Below are 17,059 nucleotides of genomic sequence, written 5' to 3'. Positions count from 1 at the left end.
CTCTTTCGACAGTTACAGATCAACTTCTACAGAGCGTCAAACTAGAAACTTCTCTTGCTCCTCTATCGTATAAAAGACTTCCCATTTGTCTCACTGTAATTCCTGTCGTGTATACATCATCCACGATTAAAATGTGTTGACCATGAAACATCTCTTCTCCTTGAAAATAAAAAGGATTACTTCCCGAAAGTCTTTCTTTACGCGTCTTCTTACTTTGCTTCTCTGTTTCTCTCCTTCTTAATGATGGATAAGAAATTTTGACAGGTAAACAAACTGCTAATAACTCTGCCTGATTAAAACCACGTTCACATTCCCGTTCCCTACTAAGCGGAACAGCAATCACACTTGAAACACTTGTAAAATGCTTTTCAAATAGCTCCCGAAAGGATCGATAAAAAATATGAACTAACTCCGCATCCCCCCGAAACTTAAACTGTGCTAATATTTCTTTCATCTCATCATCGTACACGTGCAAAGAACGATTTTTAAAAGGACGATACTTCTCCTTGTTTATCCACCCTACGCAATCCACACAAATATCATTTTCTTTATATTCGGAAGGCAAGTCCTCTAAAGGGCGCCCACATTCCATGCAAATCTCTCCTACAATATAGGAAAGTTTCCGCTCACACCTATCACATATATATTTTTTATAAGGCTTTACAAAGAAGGTGTACCAACTAACTGTTTCCAACATGTACTCATCGCAAAGTAGACAATGCATTAATCGATTAATCCTTGTTCTTTTGCCTTTTTGTTCATACTTTGAATATGTTTTTTCGCGTGTACCATCGCCTCTGTCTTGCCGCAATGAAAATAAACGACCTCTCCATAAGGTTCTTCAAAACTACGACCTGCTCGGCCTGCAATTTGTACGAGTGCACTTTCCGAAAAGATTTCTTCTTCTGCTCCTAACACCGCAACTTGTAAATTCTTCACAGTTACGCCTCTCTCTAAAATTGTCGTTGTAACTAATAACGGAATTTCTCCCTTTCTAAAAGCTGCTACTTTTTCCTTTCTCATAGGATCTTCTGCATGTACACCTTCAACTCTATTATCCAACGATTTCAATAACAGGCTGATTTCTTCTATATATCGCACATGGGGAACAAATAAAAAAATGGGATACTTTTTGCTTACTTACATTTTTAACCATTGTAGTAACACTCGAGGGATTTTTTTATGATGGAGGCTTTTCTTCCAACTTCCGCACCAGCAAAATAGAGGAACTGGCAACGGGTGCCTGTGATATCGCCCAGAGACAATGACACCTTTTTGTTTACCCCTTCTGAAATTACGCTTCCACTTTGCATCTGGAGTTGCAGTTAAATAAATACGCGCTGCTTTCTCTTTCATCGCTTGCTGTACTGCATACTGTAACATTTGATCTGCATGATATGGGAAAGCATCAATCTCATCTACTATCATGACATGAAACGCTCTATAGTAACGTAACAGTTGATGAGTCGTTGCAACGACTAACGCTGCATCTTTTTCACGATCTACACTCCCTCCGTATAAAGCAGCTACGTTTATACTAGGAAACGCTTCTTGTAATCTCGGTGCTAATTCCAGTACAACGTCTGTTCTTGGCGTTGCGATACAAACTCTTTCTCCTTTTTGAAGTGCCTCTGCAATACCGTAAAATAACATTTCTGTTTTTCCAGCCCCGCATACAGCCCAAATAAAAAAAGAGCCTTTCTGCTTAATAGCTTCTATAACACCTTGCGCCGCCAACTCCTGACCAGTAGACAAAGTCCCGTTCCACTGTAATAAATTTAAACCTTTTTCTCCTTTTCTTTCAGAGATCCCACGAACGAGTACAGCACATTCACTAACTCTCCCCATCGTTATACACTTCCGGCAATACGTACACACTTTACTGCACCTTTTACATGAAAATGATGCAAATAATCGTTGCTCTACATTTCCGCAGCGCTGACATATATATTTAGAAGACTTCTTTATTACGCCTTGTACACATACGGCCTCTCCCTTCTTTTTCAAATCACTTAATTTTCTCTGTAAATCTGAAGAAAGTTCTTCTAATAGCAACTGTTTTCCAGCAAGCATCAGCAACCACCTCCAGCACTACTATAAACCTTTATCATAATCTCGTAAAAACTCAAAAAAGCCGATAACCTACTTATAAAATAGTAAGCTATCGACTTTATACACATGTTTTATTCGATTATTAATCCTAGAATCGACCGTATCCTAAGAAATGTTTTTGGTTATAGCTACTGCTTAAGCTAGAGTATGCAATCCCTTTATCACCAGCATGAATCATTTGGCCATTACCAACGTAAATACCGATGTGAGATGGACCTGGTTTATAAGTACCTTGGAAGAATACTAAATCTCCAGGTTGTGGGCTACTTACTTTAGAAACTGAATTCCAGTAACCTGCAACATCTTGACGTCCTACACCGAAGACGTAAGAAATAAATCCACTACAGTCAAAACCACCGTTTGATGGTGATGCACTTCCCCAAACATATGGCAGACCTAAGTATTGTTGTGCTTTACCAATTACGCCAGGAGCCGGAGCTGGGCCTGGTGTTGGTTCTGATTTTTTCTCTTCTTTTTTAGGTGCTTCTTTTTTAGGCTCTTCTTTTTTAGGTGCTTCTTTTTTAGGTTCCTCTTTTTGAGCTGGTGCTGCTGGCTGAGCAGGTGCCGCTTGTGCTGGTTGAGCTTGCGCATCTTTAGCAGCTTGCTCTGCTTGTTTTTGAGCAGCAGCTTCTTGTGCAGCTTTTTCTTGTGCTTCTTGTTCAGCGATACGTTGTAATTGCAGTGCTTGTTTTTCAAGATCTTTCAATTGACTTTCCGTACTTGTCATTGAAGTTACAACTGTATCCATTTTACCGCTTAAATCGTTTACTGCTGTTGCTTTTTTCGCTTTTTCAGCGTCAAGTTCTTTCTTAGCAGTTTCAATTTGAGCTTGTGCTTCTTTTAATTCTTTTTGCTTTGTTTTTACCGTTTCAACATCTTTTTTCACGTTCGCTTGATCTTCTTGTTGCGTTTTCATGATATCTTCATCAGACTCAAGAATTTTAGAAACAGAAGTTAAACGATCAACTAAATCTGCAACGTTTTTAGAGTTTACAAGAACTTCTGTTACAACATTTGTGTTTGGTTGTTCTTGAAGTGCAACTAAACGTTTTCTTAATAACTCTTCACGTTTTGCAATTTTCGTTTGTAATTCTGCAATATCTTTATTTTTATTTTCGATTAATTTCTCAGTATCAGCAACTTTTTTCGTTGTTTCATCAAGTTTTGAAGCATTTTCTTGAACAGATTTATCCAAACCTTGAATTGTTTTGTTTAAGTCATTCATTTGTTTTTGTAATTCATCACGTTCTTGTTGTTGTTTATGTAAAGTGTCATTTTGTGTATTAATTTGTGATTTCACGTCAGAAATTTTATCTTCTGCAAATACATTTGGTGTTAGTCCTGAAAACATTAACCCTGCAACTAATGCGCAAGATGCCATTTTTAGCTTTTTCATTTTATTTTTTACACCGCTTTCTTTTGTCTTTTTTCCGTATATAACCTATAAAATTTATACCATAATTCGGGATTTTTTTTGCTAATGTTACGCTATTGTAAAACAAATGTAATATTATATGTAACTCTATCGCAAAACATGCATATTTTTGTATGTATATGTAGAATTTTAAAAGCTTTTTATAAGCAAAGAAAAAACGCAAGGTTTCCCTTACGTTTTGTTAAATACACTAATACGAATGAAATCAAAACGTTATTTCATCCATTTCTCCGCCCAGTTTTGGACTTCATCCATAACACTTTCTAATGCTTTCCCTTTTTCAGTTAATCCGTACTCGATTCGAACTGGTACTTCTGGATAAACATTACGAACTACAATGCCTTCGCTTTCCAATTCCTTTAAACGCTCTGACAACATACGATCGCTCATATTTGGTATAATATCTGCGATTTCTCTAAAACGTTTTGACTCTTCAAGCAAAGATTTAATAATTAAGCCAGTCCATTTTTTACTAAGCAAAGTAAAAGCTGACTCAAACTTTGGACATAAACAAGAATTATGCTCCATATGTTTCACCTCTCTTCCATTATAATATAGTCTCTTGTAAAAAGTAAGTTATAAAACTTTCCTCATTATTTTATTTTACGCTCATTTTAACATTTCCAAATATTAACTTGTCAACTACAGGCAAAATACCCGTAAAAAAACCCTCTTCAAAAAGAGAGCTTTTTATATCTTTATTACTTCGTATACCATCCAAGACCTAATGCACCTTCACCTAAATGCGTACCAATTACAGCACCAAAATAACCTGTGCGGATTGTGACATGAGGATATTTTGCTTCTAATTCAGCCTTCCATTCATTCGCTTCCTCTTCACGTTGCGCATGAATGATAACTGCTTCCATAGGTACACCTTTACTTGCTTGCTCATCAAAAATTTCAACAATTCGTTTTAACGCTTTTTTACGCGTACGAATCTTTTCAAATGGAATAATGATTTTATCTCTAAAATATAAAACTGGCTTCACTTGTAACAAACTACCAATAAAGGCTTGTGCACTATTTAATCGTCCGCCACGTTGTAAATGATGTAAATCATCCACTACAAAATAAGCGTCCATCGTTTGCTTCATTTCATCAAAACGGGCAACGATCTCTTTCGGATCTTTTCCTTCGCTTGCTAATTTTGCCCCTTCACGTACATAGAATCCTTGTACTTCACAACTAATTTCAGAGTCGTACGTATATACATCAATACCCTCTACCATTTGCCCGGCTGTCGTTGCCGTTTGATATGTACCACTAATCCCACTTGAAAGATGAATGCTAATAACCGCATCATAATCCTTCGATAGTTCTTCAAATAACTCAACAAACTTTCCGATTGCTGGCTGAGAAGTTTTCGGAAGTTCTTCCTGCTCACGTACTTTTACATAGAAATCATCTACTGAAATTTCAGCTTCTTCTTGATAAGATTCCGTTCCAAACACAACGTTTAATGGAATCATATATATATTGAGTTCATCACGAATATGCTTCGGTATATATGCTGTACTATCAGTAACAATAGCTGTTTTCATTTGCGTACCTGCCTTATAAAAAAGTTTTTATTCCCTAAGTTTACACGAAAACTAAAAATGGTGCATCCATACATGAAAATGCAGATTTGAAATTATACTCACCATCTCGACAAATTACAACAAAAAGGGGAAATCCTCACCAAAAATTTCAACTTATTTATAAAAAATGTTTGAATATAAAAACGCTCGCTTTTAAAATGTAAAGTACTAGTCATTTTGGTAGATAGGGGCGTATAGGAGTGTTATTACAATATTTAACAATCAAAGACTACGGTGAGCACGAAATTGTCATTCAAAAATCAAGATTTATCTGTTATGTTAGTCGAGCTACAACCGAAGAAGAAGCTCAAGAATTTATACAAAAAATAAAAAAACAAAATTGGAATGCCACACATAATTGTTCTGCGTATTTGATTGGCGAACAAGATCAAATCCAAAAAGCGAATGATGATGGAGAACCTAGCGGTACAGCTGGCGTACCTATGTTAGAGGTACTAAAAAAACGCGGTTTAAAAGATACCGTCGTTGTCGTTACCCGCTATTTTGGCGGCATCAAACTTGGCGCAGGTGGATTAATTCGCGCATATGGAAAATGTACAAGCGAAGGCATTAACCATGTCGGTGTTGTCGAGCGAAAACTAATGCGTGTTATGCAGACCGAAATTGATTACACATTACTTGGCAAAGTTGAAAATGAATTACGCAATTCAAAATATGCCATTAAAGATATACATTATCTCGAAAATGTCACATTTGATACGTATGTAGAAGAAGACGGAAAACAAGCATTCACAGATTGGATGATTGAATTAACAAATGGGAAATGTAAAATTACAGAAGGAGATATGTTGTACTTAGAACAAGATGTTATCTAAGAATAACTACATCCTCACCTTTAAAGATTAATGTAGTGAATTACTTCCCTACAAATGAACTAAGGAGATTATATATGGAAGAACGTTATTATCATCTCCAAAATAGCAGAATAAAAAAGAAACGAAGAAGAAAGTTTTTCTACTTCCTTATTTTCGTATTTTTATTTGGTGGTGTAGGACTTTATTTATTAAATTCCTACTCTTCTCTCATGGGGATGTATAGTGGTTTTACTCGTCAAAAATCGGACTTGCGAACCGAAGATATAGAAATTACAAAGGAGCCTTTTACACTCCTTATTATGGGTATAGAAGATTATGCAACGGACGGTCAAAATGGGCGTACAGATTCATTAATGTTTGCGACAGTCAATCCTAAGACTAAAAAGATTTCGCTTATGAGTATCCCTCGTGATAGTCGCGTTCCAATTGTTGGTAAGAACAAAGAGGACAAAATTAACGCTGCGCATGCTTACGGCGGAGAAGAAATGGCAATCAAAACTGTCGAAGGTTTTCTAAAAGTTCCTGTAGACCATTATATTAAAATTGATTTCCAAGGCTTTAAAGGTATTGTTGATGCTGTTGGCGGTGTTACTGTTGATGTCCCATTCGATTTTTGGGAGCGTTCGGACGTGGATTACTACAAAAAAATCGAATTTAAGCAAGGACAACAAGACTTAAATGGGGAAGAAGCCCTCGCATACGTCCGTATGCGAAAGCAGGATCCAAACGGCGATTATGGTCGGGCTGCTAGACAAAGACAGTTACTAGCCGCTGTTGCTCAAAAACTAAATTCAGCCTCTACCGTATTTAAAATTAAAGATTTAACGGCAGTCGTTGGAAAATATATAAAAACTGACATTCCTATTTCTGACGGACTTGCACTTTACAATAAAATATCTGGGTTTGATCCTTCTACAATACAAACGTTCAAACTTGAAGGAGAAGACAAAAAAATAGGTGGTATTTATTACTTCCTTCCAGATCCAATCGGTGTAGAGACATTACGTAACGAAATTAAAAAAGAATTAGGAGAAACAGCAAACACTCAAGAAGATCCAGCAACAAAAACCGAATCAAATCCTTCTTCAAACTCTAACGAAAAAACGAAGAAAGAAACGAATCCGAATCAGGACAAAACACCAACTGAGCCACCTCCTTCTACGAATGCTCATGCAGAGTGGATTATGAGAAATCAGCAATAATAAAAAGAGCCAAATCGCATACGATTTGGCTCTTTTTTATTTACTTATTAAAGTGTTGTAAAATTGCTTCTACAATACGCTCTGATGCACGGCCATCACCATAAGGATTAGATGCTTTTGACATCTTATCATGAGCTTCTTTATCTGATAACAACTCATCAGCAAGACCAAAGATTGTCTCTTCGTCTGTTCCTGCTAATTTCAATGTACCTGCTTCAATACCTTCTGGGCGCTCTGTTGTATCACGAAGAACAAGAACCGGTACACCAAGCGACGGCGCTTCCTCTTGTACACCACCAGAATCAGTTAACATTAAGTATGAACGAGCTGCAACATTGTGGAAATCAATTACATCTAGCGGCTCAATTAAATGAATGCGGCTATGATCGCCTAAAATATCATTCGCTGTTTCACGAACAACAGGGTTCATATGAACAGGATACACAACTTGTACGTCTTCATGCTTATCAACAAGACGCTTAATTGCACGGAACATATTACGCATTGGCTCTCCTAAGTTTTCACGACGGTGAGCTGTCATAAGTACAAGACGATCATTTCCAAGTTTCTCTAGTACAGGATGACTATATGTTTCTTTTACAGTCGTTTTTAGTGCGTCAATCGCTGTATTTCCTGTTATGAAAATGCGTGACTCATCTTTATTTTCTTTCTGTAAGTTCGTTGCTGATTTTGCTGTAGGTGAGAAATGAAGATCTGCCATTACACCTGTTAATTGACGATTCATCTCTTCTGGGTATGGAGAATATTTATCCCATGTACGAAGTCCTGCTTCAACATGACCCACTGGAATTTGATTATAGAAAGCAGCTAAACTTGCAATAAATGTTGTCGTTGTATCACCATGTACAAGTACAATATCCGGCTTTGCTTCTTTCATTACTTTATCCAAACCTTCTAAACCACGCGTTGTTATATCAATTAAAGTTTGGCGGTCTTTCATAATATTTAAATCGAAATCTGGCGTAATTCCAAAGATACTTAATACTTGGTCTAACATTTGACGATGTTGTGCTGTTACTGTCACAATCGATTCAATTTTTTCTGGATGCTTTTGCAACTCTAACACAAGAGGTGCCATTTTAATTGCTTCTGGACGTGTCCCGAAAATTGTCATTACTTTTAAACGTTCAGTCATTTCATTGCCTCTTTTCTTTCACTAATTACAAATTCTATTATGACATATAAGAATACACATGAATACATGCCTTTTTAACGAATAACGGAAAAGTCCCTCTTACAAATACTTTCTCTGCCAACCGAATAATAATCTATCTCTTGCTTCTTGACATCCTCATTAGTATAACAATTTCTTCCATCGAATAAAATAGGCTTTCTCATAAGTTGTGCGTACTTTTCTAACGGATAAGCTCGGATAGCCTCCCATTCTGTTATGATAAAAGCCGCACTCGCTCCTCTAATCGATTCATCTATACATTCGCTATATTGTATAGTCTCTCCAAAGATATTTTTCATATTTGGAATCGCTTTTGGGTCATATAGAACTACATCCGCACCTATATGAATTAATTCTCGTATCATAATAAGGGACGGTGCGTCTCTTATATCATCAGTATTCGGTTTAAATGCAGCTCCCAGCACCGCAATCCGCTTCTTGTTCATATTTAATACTTTCTTCGCTTTCTCAATCAATAACAACTGTTGTTTATTATTCACTTCAATGACCGCTTTTAACAAGCGAAAATCATGCGCCACATTCCCTGCAATCTGCACAAGGGCTTTCGTATCTTTCGGAAAACACGATCCCCCGTAACCAATGCCCGCATTTAAAAAAGACGCCCCAATTCTCTTATCCATTCCCATCCCTTGTGTAACGTCTAATACATTGGCTCCTACCTTCTCACATATATTTGAAATTTCATTGATAAAACTAATTTTTGTCGCTAAAAAAGCATTCGATGCATATTTAATCATCTCTGCACTTTTTATATCTGTAACATACGTTTTTAAGCGTAATTCACTATATAAATTCTCCACTTTTCGTGCCGCTTCCTCATTATCTGCTCCAATTACAATACGATCTCCCCGAAAAAAATCGTAAATCCCTGAACCTTCTCGTAAAAATTCTGGATTCGATACGATATGTAATTCATATCTATTTTGTAATTTCTCCTCAATCCATCCCCTCATAACATCATTTGTACCTACAGGAACCGTGCTTTTCGTAACGACAATAATGTCGTTCGTCGCATATGTTCCGATATCGTCACAAGCACTTCGAATATATGTTAAATCCGCTGTCCCATCTAATAAAGATGGCGTTCCAACTGCAATAAATATAAATTCTGCATCGTAAAATGCTTTTACTCTGCTTGTTGTAAAAGTTAAACACTCATTCTCACATGCATCATTTATTAATTCATATAAACCCGCTTCATAAATAGGCAGATTCCCTTGCTTTATCCGTTCAATTTTCTCATCATTTATATCAAAACATGTGACTGAATGGCCTAACATTGCCAACCCTACTCCTGTAATCAACCCAACGTATCCGGTACCTATTATCGTAATTTTCATTTCCTTTTCGCACAGGAATATACAATAGAAAATATACGAATACATAGAATTTCTCCTGTGCTTCCCCCTCTCACATTAAAAATGAGAAAACTCTTTTACTTCTTTATTATATGAATTACTTTTTCCATTCTTTTTTAAGTTTTTGTAAAATTACATGCAAGAATATAAAATGAAATTTTATTCAATGAGGGGCACCCATCCCCGACTCATTATTAGTTAAACCAATCGAGATTTTATAAGAATTAAGGTTCCCCCTAATTTCTTTGCCTCAACTGAATTTTGAGGTGGAAGCCTTACTGCCCGTTCATGCAGATAAATTCCCACATTTTAACACGGAACTTACTCATTTCTACGTGTAACACTTATAATACTGAAATAAAAATATTCATTATCGAAGAAAAAGAGAAAATGTCATATTCTAAAGTCCAATACGATTAACCTTCTCAAACGATTCAATATTCTGTATACAATTGTCATATATTCTAGCTGCTTCCATTTACCGTACAAAGAAAAAAAGATTGAATTCTAATCTTTTTGTGATACCATATGTTATGAGCCTGTAAATAAACATCATAATTTTCAGATAAATACATTTTAAAAAAATTACGTTAGACTATAAAAGGGTGGGGTATTAATGGACTCACAAGTGATTTATGCCATTTTGGCATCTTTCATCACTGTACTCGTCGTTACTCCTTTAGTTATTAAGTTAGCTTTTAAAATAGGAGCAACAGATAAGCCAAACGCGCGTAAAGTACACCAAAAGATCATGCCTCGTCTTGGCGGATTAGCGATATTTATTGGTGTAGCTGTAGGATTTGTTGTTGGCGGCTTATATGAACAAAGAATGTTATCGATAACGCTAGGTGCGATTATCATTGTAATCATCGGTATTTTAGATGATATGTACGAGTTATCTGCGAAGGTAAAATTCGGTGGACAACTATTAGTTGCCATGATGATTGTAAAAAGTGGATTATTAGTGCAAGTATTATATATTCCAATCCTTGGGGATACTGAACTTGGATGGCTTGCTTATCCAATTACAGTATTTTGGATTGTAGGTATTACAAATGCAATCAACTTAATTGATGGCTTAGATGGGTTATCAGCTGGTATTTCATCTATCGTACTTGCAACGCTAGCATATATGGCCTTCACTAGCCCATGGGGCACTGGAGCTGCTATTATTTTACCACTAGCATTAATTACATTAGCAAGTACAATTGGATTTTTATTCTACAACTTCCATCCAGCAAAAATTTTCATGGGAGATACAGGCGCACTATTTTTAGGATACTGTATTTCTGTTATATCGTTACTTGGATTATACAAAAGTGTAACGTTATTCAGCTTTATTGTTCCAGTTATTATTTTAGGCGTACCTGTATTTGATACGACATTTGCAATTATCCGCCGTATCGTAAATAAAAAACCTATTTCAGCACCAGATAAATCGCATTTACATCACCGTTTACTTGCAATGGGCTTCTCTCATCGTAAAACGGTACTAATTATATACGCATTCGGTATTTTCTTTAGTGTAAATGCAATCATTTTCTCTAGTGCGACATTATGGTTATCCATTATTCTTCTTTTCGTTTTAATCTTCTTTACAGAGATTATTGCTGAAGTAATCGGGCTTGTACATGAACGTTACAAACCACTTATTTCCTTTTATAAAAAAGTGAAAAAACGCGAAGACTAATTGTAGTATAGCCTTTACTATTATGAAATATTCAAATAGCATCCTCTTTCTTATAAGAGGATGCTATTTTTTATTTTTTACTCCTCATTTCATATTTCCAAAATATAGTTTGTTTGAGAGTCCCACTATTGGAGAAAGATATACATAATAAGAAAAGGATTATATTTTCTTTTTTACATCTTGATTGTCAAACTGAGGGTGAATGTTATGATCAAGCGAGTATTTCAATACATTATTTTATTTTTAACGATTACTATGTATGCGTCATCTCATGCAGGGGCAACTACAATGATTCCTGCTGAACATCATCCAAATACTGAAACTACCTCTTCTACCAAAAAAATCGCGTACTTAACATTTGATGACGGACCAAACAAATATACTACGCAAATTTTAAACATCTTAAAAGAAAAGAACGGAAAAGCAACTTTCTTTGTTATTGGTGGCAAAGTGCCACATTATAAAAAGACAATGCAACGATTAATTAAAGACGGACATTATATCGGACTTCACAGTATGTCACACGATGTAAAACGACTTTACACTGGTGATCCATCCGCTTTAATTACAGAAATGGAACAAACACAAAATATTGTTCAACAGGTTACAAAATTAAATACACATCTCGTTCGTGTCCCGTATGGTAGCATGCCTTACTTAAAAAAGAATTACCGTGATGCACTTGTATCCGCCCAGTATAAAATGTGGGATTGGACAATCGATACATATGACTGGAAAAGCTATGACAATCCTTCTGCCATACTAGAAAGAGTACGTAATCAGAGTGATGAACAAGTCGAAGTAATTTTAATGCATGATTCGAGTGTAACCGTACAAATACTGCCCAAAGTAATTGATTATTTACAGTCACAAGGATACAAACTTCTTCCCTATAATCCATCTTCCCACCTCGAAGTGAACTTTTGGAAAGACACAAGATTGTAACAGCTTTAGTGCCTATGTGCTAAAGCTGTTTTATTTTTCTCTTCCCACCCTTCCCATTTTTGTGTAAAATTTTAAATAGTGATGAAGTTTCGAGGTGAATAGAAATGAAACGAATAGATCTCATTTTTAACGCAATACAAAAAGGCAATTATACAGAAGGTGTAACCGCATTAGAATTAGCTACCCTGTTGCAACTAGATCGCGCAAATGTAAGTAGCGACTTAAACAAACTTGTAAAAGATAAACGTTTATTAAAAACAAATACGCGTCCTGTTCGTTTTTATATAGAAACGAACGCTTCATTGGAAACGCATTCAAAAGAAGTAACTTCATTAGATACATTTGCAATTGAAAATACGAGCCTTAAAATCGCAATTGAAAAAGCGAAAGCCTCTATTCTCTATCCTCCAAACGGTATGCATACTTTACTGCTCGGAGAAACAGGAGTCGGAAAATCTATGTTCGCTTCTTTAATGCACGAATATGCAATTGAAGTTGAACAACTTCCTAAAAATGCACCATTTATCGTCTTTAACTGTGCTGATTACGCAAATAATCCACAGCTACTACTCGGGCAGTTATTTGGGATTAAAAAAGGAGCTTATACAGGGGCAAGTGATCAAAAAGGGTTAATTGAAAAAGCACATGAAGGAATTCTTTTCTTAGATGAAGTACATCGTCTTCCTCCAGAGGGACAAGAAATGCTTTTCACCTTTATTGACCGCGGGGTATACCGCCGCCTTGGAGAAACAGAAAACGAACGTAAAGCACAAGTATTAATCATTACTGCAACAACAGAAGAACCAAATTCATTTTTATTAAAAACATTTACAAGACGTATCCCGATGACTGTTACGCTGCCACCACTTCGTGAGCGTACGCATAAAGAACGCTTCGCTTTACTACAACTATTTTTCACAAATGAAGCAATTCGTCTGCGAAAAGAAATTCACGTTAGTCCGAATGCAATGCGAGCTTTCGTCTTTTACAATTGTCCCAATAACATCGGTCAATTAAAAACGGATGTACAAATTGCCTGCGCAAAAGCCTATTCTGACTTCGTGACAAAGAAACGTGATTCTGTCCATGTTTCAAGTACAGATTTACCTTGGTATATGAAAGAGGGGCTATTCATTGAAAGAAAGAGCCGTCATCTATACCAAATACCGAATGAAACATTTATATTTACAGGTAATGAAGGTTGGAGTAATCATAAAATAGAAAATGAAAAACAGTCTTCTATTTACGATTATATTGATTACAAATATGAAGAACTTCAAGCTCGTGGTATTGAAGAGGACGAATTAGAATTACTCATAGAAAATGATCTACAAAGCTTTTTCGTACAATATTTTAACCAAATGTCCAAAAAAACAAGTCATGAAAATGTTTTTAAAATTGTGGATCGTAATATCGTTTCCGTTTGTGAAAGAATTGCGGAACTTGCTGAAAAACATTTATCTAAGACGTTTGATGAAAAAGTATTTCTCGCTTTAAGCTTACATGTACAGACAACTCTACAACGTTTGCAGGCTGGGAAACAAATTCATCACCCACAATTAAATCAAATTCGTACGAAATATAAAGAAGCTTTTTCCGTAGCTATGCAATGCATTCAACTACTGGAGGATGAATTACAAATAACAATGCCTATTGATGAAGCAGGCTTTTTAACAATGTTCTTCGTTGTTGATCCAATTCCTGCCTCACAAACAGAAGTAAAAGTATTAATATTAGCGCACGGTAACGGCATCGCAACAGAAATGGCAAACGTCGCAAACGAACTTCTCGGCATTGAGGAAGTAACCGGTATTGATATGCCGTTACATGAATCGCCGAAAGATTTCTTAGAGCGTGTGAAAGTGTATATGAAAACACTCCAAAATGTAAATGGACTTCTCTTACTCGTTGATATGGGCTCGCTCGCTTATATTGGGGATATATTAGAAACCGAGTTCAAAATTCCGGTACGTGTTCTTTCCATGACAAGCACTCCACATGCACTAGAAGCAGCTCGAAAAGCACAGCTTGGCTACTCGTTAGATGCATTATATGAAACAGTGAAGAACTTAACACCGTTTTACTTAAACGTACAAGAAGAAAAGAAAAAGCCACTATCACCAATGAAGTCTGTTATTTTAACAGCTTGTTTAACTGGTGAAGGCAGCGCTTTAGCTATTCAAAAAATGTTAGAGAACTATTTGCGATTTGACAAAGACTTAATTGAAATTATTCCGATTAGTATCGTCCATGAAAAAGATTTAACGAAAATGATAGAGAACATAAAAAAAGAGCGGAATATCATTTGTATCGTCACAAATTTTGATGTGCAAGTTCCATGCTTAACATATCATTTCCAAGACATTGTAAACTACACAGCGATTCAGCCAATTCAAGAATTAATTACGTATGAAGAAACATATGCAAAAATGGCTGATATTCTTGAACAACAAATGCAGCGGAACGACGGAGCATTACTTATTAAAACAATTCGTTACGCATTAAATACAATTCAAGAATTAATTTCCTTACAGCTAACTCCTGACAGCTTAATGGGTGTGATTCTGCATATGAGCTGTATGGTTGACCGTCTTCAAAAAGGAGAAAGCCTCCTCCCACATCCAGATAAGGAGAAACGAAGACAAGATGAATACTGGATGTATATGAAGGTGAAAAAAGCATTACAACCAATTGAAAATACATTTGAAATACAAATACCTGATGATGAAGTGTTTTATATCATGGACTTCTTCATTAAAAATCAGCCTGTAAAAAATTAATCGAGGCAGTTTTTTAAACATATCGATTTACCGACAATAACCGCTAAAATTTGCACCTTATAGCAGAAAAGGCTGTTCCAAAATATGGACAGCCTTTTTTCTACTTCTTTACTTTTCTGATTCTCCCCCTGATTTCACCCTTCTTATTGGACTTCGTATAAACATTTACATATACATTCGCCTGAATGATTTCTTGAAGTAAGCTATCAAACGCTCTTCCCTGTAAAGGGCCTTCAAAATCCTCTACATTGACTACACCGGTCACGACTCCTTCATTTACACTAATACCTTGCTTTAGCGGACCAAACAAATTTAAAACAACTGGGCCAATTTGATCCGCTTTTCCTAAATGAATTTGGCATGATGTAACTTTTTCGATGTTTTTCAATATGATCCGATATTGTAATTTCTTTAAATCAGCACTAAATATAAACTCTGTTACACCATAAGCTTCTGTATTTACAGGAGGTATTTCCCTCTTTCCTGTTAACCTCGCAAAGAAATGTGTTGTCATACGGGCATTCTCCTTATATAAATTTCCCAGCACTACTTCTACTACTTTATGGTTTATACATAATCATTTATGACTTTTTCAAGTTTTAATTACGAAGAAAAGATTCACACAATCTTTACATTAGAATCGTTCCTTTTGCTTTACTACCTCTTGTATAATGCACTTAGGAAAACATTCTAGGAGGGCATTTTGGAAAATAACAAATACACTTTTCGCACATTATTAGAGATTTTTCTCGTCTCATTTAAATTAGGACTTACTTCATTTGGTGGTCCTGTCGCCCATCTCGGCTATTTCCACCACGAATACGTAAAAAAAAGAAAATGGATGGATGAACGAAGCTATGGAGATTTAGTGGCACTATGTCAATTCCTTCCTGGTCCTGCTAGCAGCCAAGTTGGTATGGGGGTTGGATTATTAAGAGGCGGGGTATTAGGAGCTATTATTTCATGGATCGGATTCACTTTACCGTCTGTGCTTGTTTTGGTTTTCTTCGCTTCATTCGTTAATCAGTTCAATCTCGGAAGCGCTGGCTGGATTCATGGACTAAAACTTGTAGCAGTCGCTATTGTTGCTCATGCCATATGGGGAATGGCACAAAAATTAACGCCAGACCGAAATCGTGCGACGCTTGCTATTGTAACTGCCGCAATCGCCTTATTATGGCCAAGCAGCTGGACACAAGTCATCCTCATTATAATATCTGGCTTTATCGGCTGGTTTTTATATCGCAACCAACCAATTAGCCAATCTCAACATATAAAAGTGTCTATTTCAAAAAAGATAGCAGTTTCTTGTCTCGTCTTATTCTTCGGACTATTACTGCTGCTACCAATATTAAGACCATTCTCTTATTACATCGCTTTATTTGATAGTTTCTATCGCTCTGGTGCACTTGTATTTGGAGGCGGACACGTCGTACTCCCCCTTCTTGAAGGTGAGTTCGTACAAAACGGCATGATGACGAAAGAACAGTTCCTAGCTGGATACGGATTAACACAAGCCGTACCAGGCCCACTATTTACATTCGCTTCTTATATAGGAGCAGTGTTAAACGGTACGCTTGGAGCCATACTCGCAACAATTGCGATCTTTCTTCCTGCTTTCTTACTCGTTATTGGTGTTTTACCATTTTGGAACGGTGTGAGAAAAATATCTTTCATACAAGGGGCACTACTTGGAATCAATGCAGCCGTTGTTGGTATTTTATTAGCAGCTTTTTATGACCCTATTTGGACAAGCACAATTATGAACGCTGTAGATTTTGTTTTTGCGTCTCTTCTATTTTGCTTGCTCGCTTTTTGGAAAACACCACCTTGGGTTATCGTTATACTTGGAGCCTTTGGCGGATACGTTCTATCCATTTTGTAAATAGAAAAAACGACGGC

Annotated in this window: 13 protein-coding genes and 1 pseudogene; 6 read left to right on the top strand and 8 right to left on the bottom strand. The window is 36.3% G+C overall.

What is annotated here, in order from left to right; translation table 11 throughout:
• Positions 1 to 19: 19 nt before the first annotated feature.
• The 5 genes and pseudogenes from FS742_RS22005 to FS742_RS21985 all read right to left on the bottom strand — a co-directional run bounded on the left by FS742_RS22005 (position 20) and on the right by FS742_RS21985 (position 5,091).
• A complete protein-coding gene (locus FS742_RS22005; RefSeq protein ID WP_144615096.1) occupies positions 20 to 724 on the bottom strand; it encodes a ComF family protein in 705 nt (234 codons plus the stop codon).
• Positions 724 to 2,073, bottom strand: a pseudogene (gene comFA / locus FS742_RS22000) (ATP-dependent helicase ComFA). Before comFA ends, FS742_RS22005 begins: the two are co-directional and overlap by 1 nt.
• Before the next feature lie 127 nt (positions 2,074 to 2,200).
• Positions 2,201 to 3,508: a C40 family peptidase gene (locus FS742_RS21995; RefSeq protein WP_144615094.1), complete on the bottom strand. Its 1,308-nt coding sequence runs from the start codon at positions 3,506 to 3,508 to the stop codon at positions 2,201 to 2,203.
• 252 nt (positions 3,509 to 3,760) lie between these two features.
• The gene (locus tag FS742_RS21990) at positions 3,761 to 4,075 is read right to left on the bottom strand and encodes a winged helix-turn-helix transcriptional regulator (RefSeq protein ID WP_000400858.1); all 315 of its coding nucleotides are present in this window, start codon (positions 4,073 to 4,075) and stop codon (positions 3,761 to 3,763) included.
• 173 nt (positions 4,076 to 4,248) lie between these two features.
• The gene (locus FS742_RS21985; RefSeq protein WP_144615092.1) at positions 4,249 to 5,091 is read right to left on the bottom strand and encodes a DegV family protein; all 843 of its coding nucleotides are present in this window, start codon (positions 5,089 to 5,091) and stop codon (positions 4,249 to 4,251) included.
• A 239-nt stretch (positions 5,092 to 5,330) separates the two neighbouring features.
• Between FS742_RS21985 and FS742_RS21980 the strand changes: the two genes are divergently transcribed.
• Both FS742_RS21980 and FS742_RS21975 read left to right on the top strand, forming a co-directional pair.
• A complete protein-coding gene (locus tag FS742_RS21980) occupies positions 5,331 to 5,966 on the top strand; it encodes a YigZ family protein (protein ID WP_144615090.1) in 636 nt (211 codons plus the stop codon).
• 74 nt (positions 5,967 to 6,040) lie between these two features.
• On the top strand, positions 6,041 to 7,168 hold the full coding sequence (locus tag FS742_RS21975; protein ID WP_144615088.1) for an LCP family protein: 1,128 nt from the start codon (positions 6,041 to 6,043) through the stop codon (positions 7,166 to 7,168).
• A gap of 40 nt (positions 7,169 to 7,208) precedes the next feature.
• Here FS742_RS21975 and wecB read toward each other — a convergent pair whose 3' ends face one another.
• Together wecB and FS742_RS21965 are read right to left on the bottom strand one after the other, a co-directional pair.
• The gene (gene wecB / locus FS742_RS21970; protein ID WP_144615086.1) at positions 7,209 to 8,324 is read right to left on the bottom strand and encodes a non-hydrolyzing UDP-N-acetylglucosamine 2-epimerase; all 1,116 of its coding nucleotides are present in this window, start codon (positions 8,322 to 8,324) and stop codon (positions 7,209 to 7,211) included.
• Between the two features lie 74 nt (positions 8,325 to 8,398).
• Positions 8,399 to 9,769 carry a UDP-glucose dehydrogenase family protein gene (locus FS742_RS21965; protein ID WP_144615084.1) on the bottom strand — a complete coding sequence of 457 codons (1,371 nt, stop codon included), beginning with the start codon at positions 9,767 to 9,769 and terminating at the stop codon, positions 8,399 to 8,401.
• 589 nt (positions 9,770 to 10,358) lie between these two features.
• Here FS742_RS21965 and FS742_RS21960 point away from each other — a divergent pair.
• The 3 genes from FS742_RS21960 to FS742_RS21950 all read left to right on the top strand — a co-directional run bounded on the left by FS742_RS21960 (position 10,359) and on the right by FS742_RS21950 (position 15,157).
• A complete protein-coding gene (locus tag FS742_RS21960) occupies positions 10,359 to 11,432 on the top strand; it encodes a glycosyltransferase family 4 protein (protein WP_000378314.1) in 1,074 nt (357 codons plus the stop codon).
• A gap of 207 nt (positions 11,433 to 11,639) precedes the next feature.
• Entirely contained in the window at positions 11,640 to 12,377 is a 738-nt protein-coding gene (locus tag FS742_RS21955; protein WP_144615082.1) for a polysaccharide deacetylase family protein, read from the top strand.
• A 104-nt stretch (positions 12,378 to 12,481) separates the two neighbouring features.
• A complete protein-coding gene (locus FS742_RS21950) occupies positions 12,482 to 15,157 on the top strand; it encodes a sigma-54-dependent transcriptional regulator (RefSeq protein ID WP_144615080.1) in 2,676 nt (891 codons plus the stop codon).
• 100 nt (positions 15,158 to 15,257) lie between these two features.
• Here the strand turns inward: FS742_RS21950 and exsM are convergent, their stop codons facing one another.
• Positions 15,258 to 15,671 (bottom strand): exosporium regulatory protein ExsM, encoded by a 414-nt coding sequence (gene exsM, locus FS742_RS21945; protein WP_144615078.1) that lies wholly within the window; start codon positions 15,669 to 15,671, stop codon positions 15,258 to 15,260.
• 189 nt (positions 15,672 to 15,860) lie between these two features.
• On the opposite strand from exsM, the gene FS742_RS21940 reads away from it, so the two are divergent.
• The gene (locus FS742_RS21940) at positions 15,861 to 17,042 is read left to right on the top strand and encodes a chromate transporter (protein WP_144615076.1); all 1,182 of its coding nucleotides are present in this window, start codon (positions 15,861 to 15,863) and stop codon (positions 17,040 to 17,042) included.
• Positions 17,043 to 17,059 lie beyond the last annotated feature (17 nt).

The organism is Bacillus cereus, from assembly GCF_007678085.1.
In the GTDB taxonomy this organism is placed as follows: domain Bacteria; phylum Bacillota; class Bacilli; order Bacillales; family Bacillaceae_G; genus Bacillus_A; species Bacillus_A cereus_BE.
This window is presented reverse-complemented; position numbering and strand designations above follow the sequence as displayed.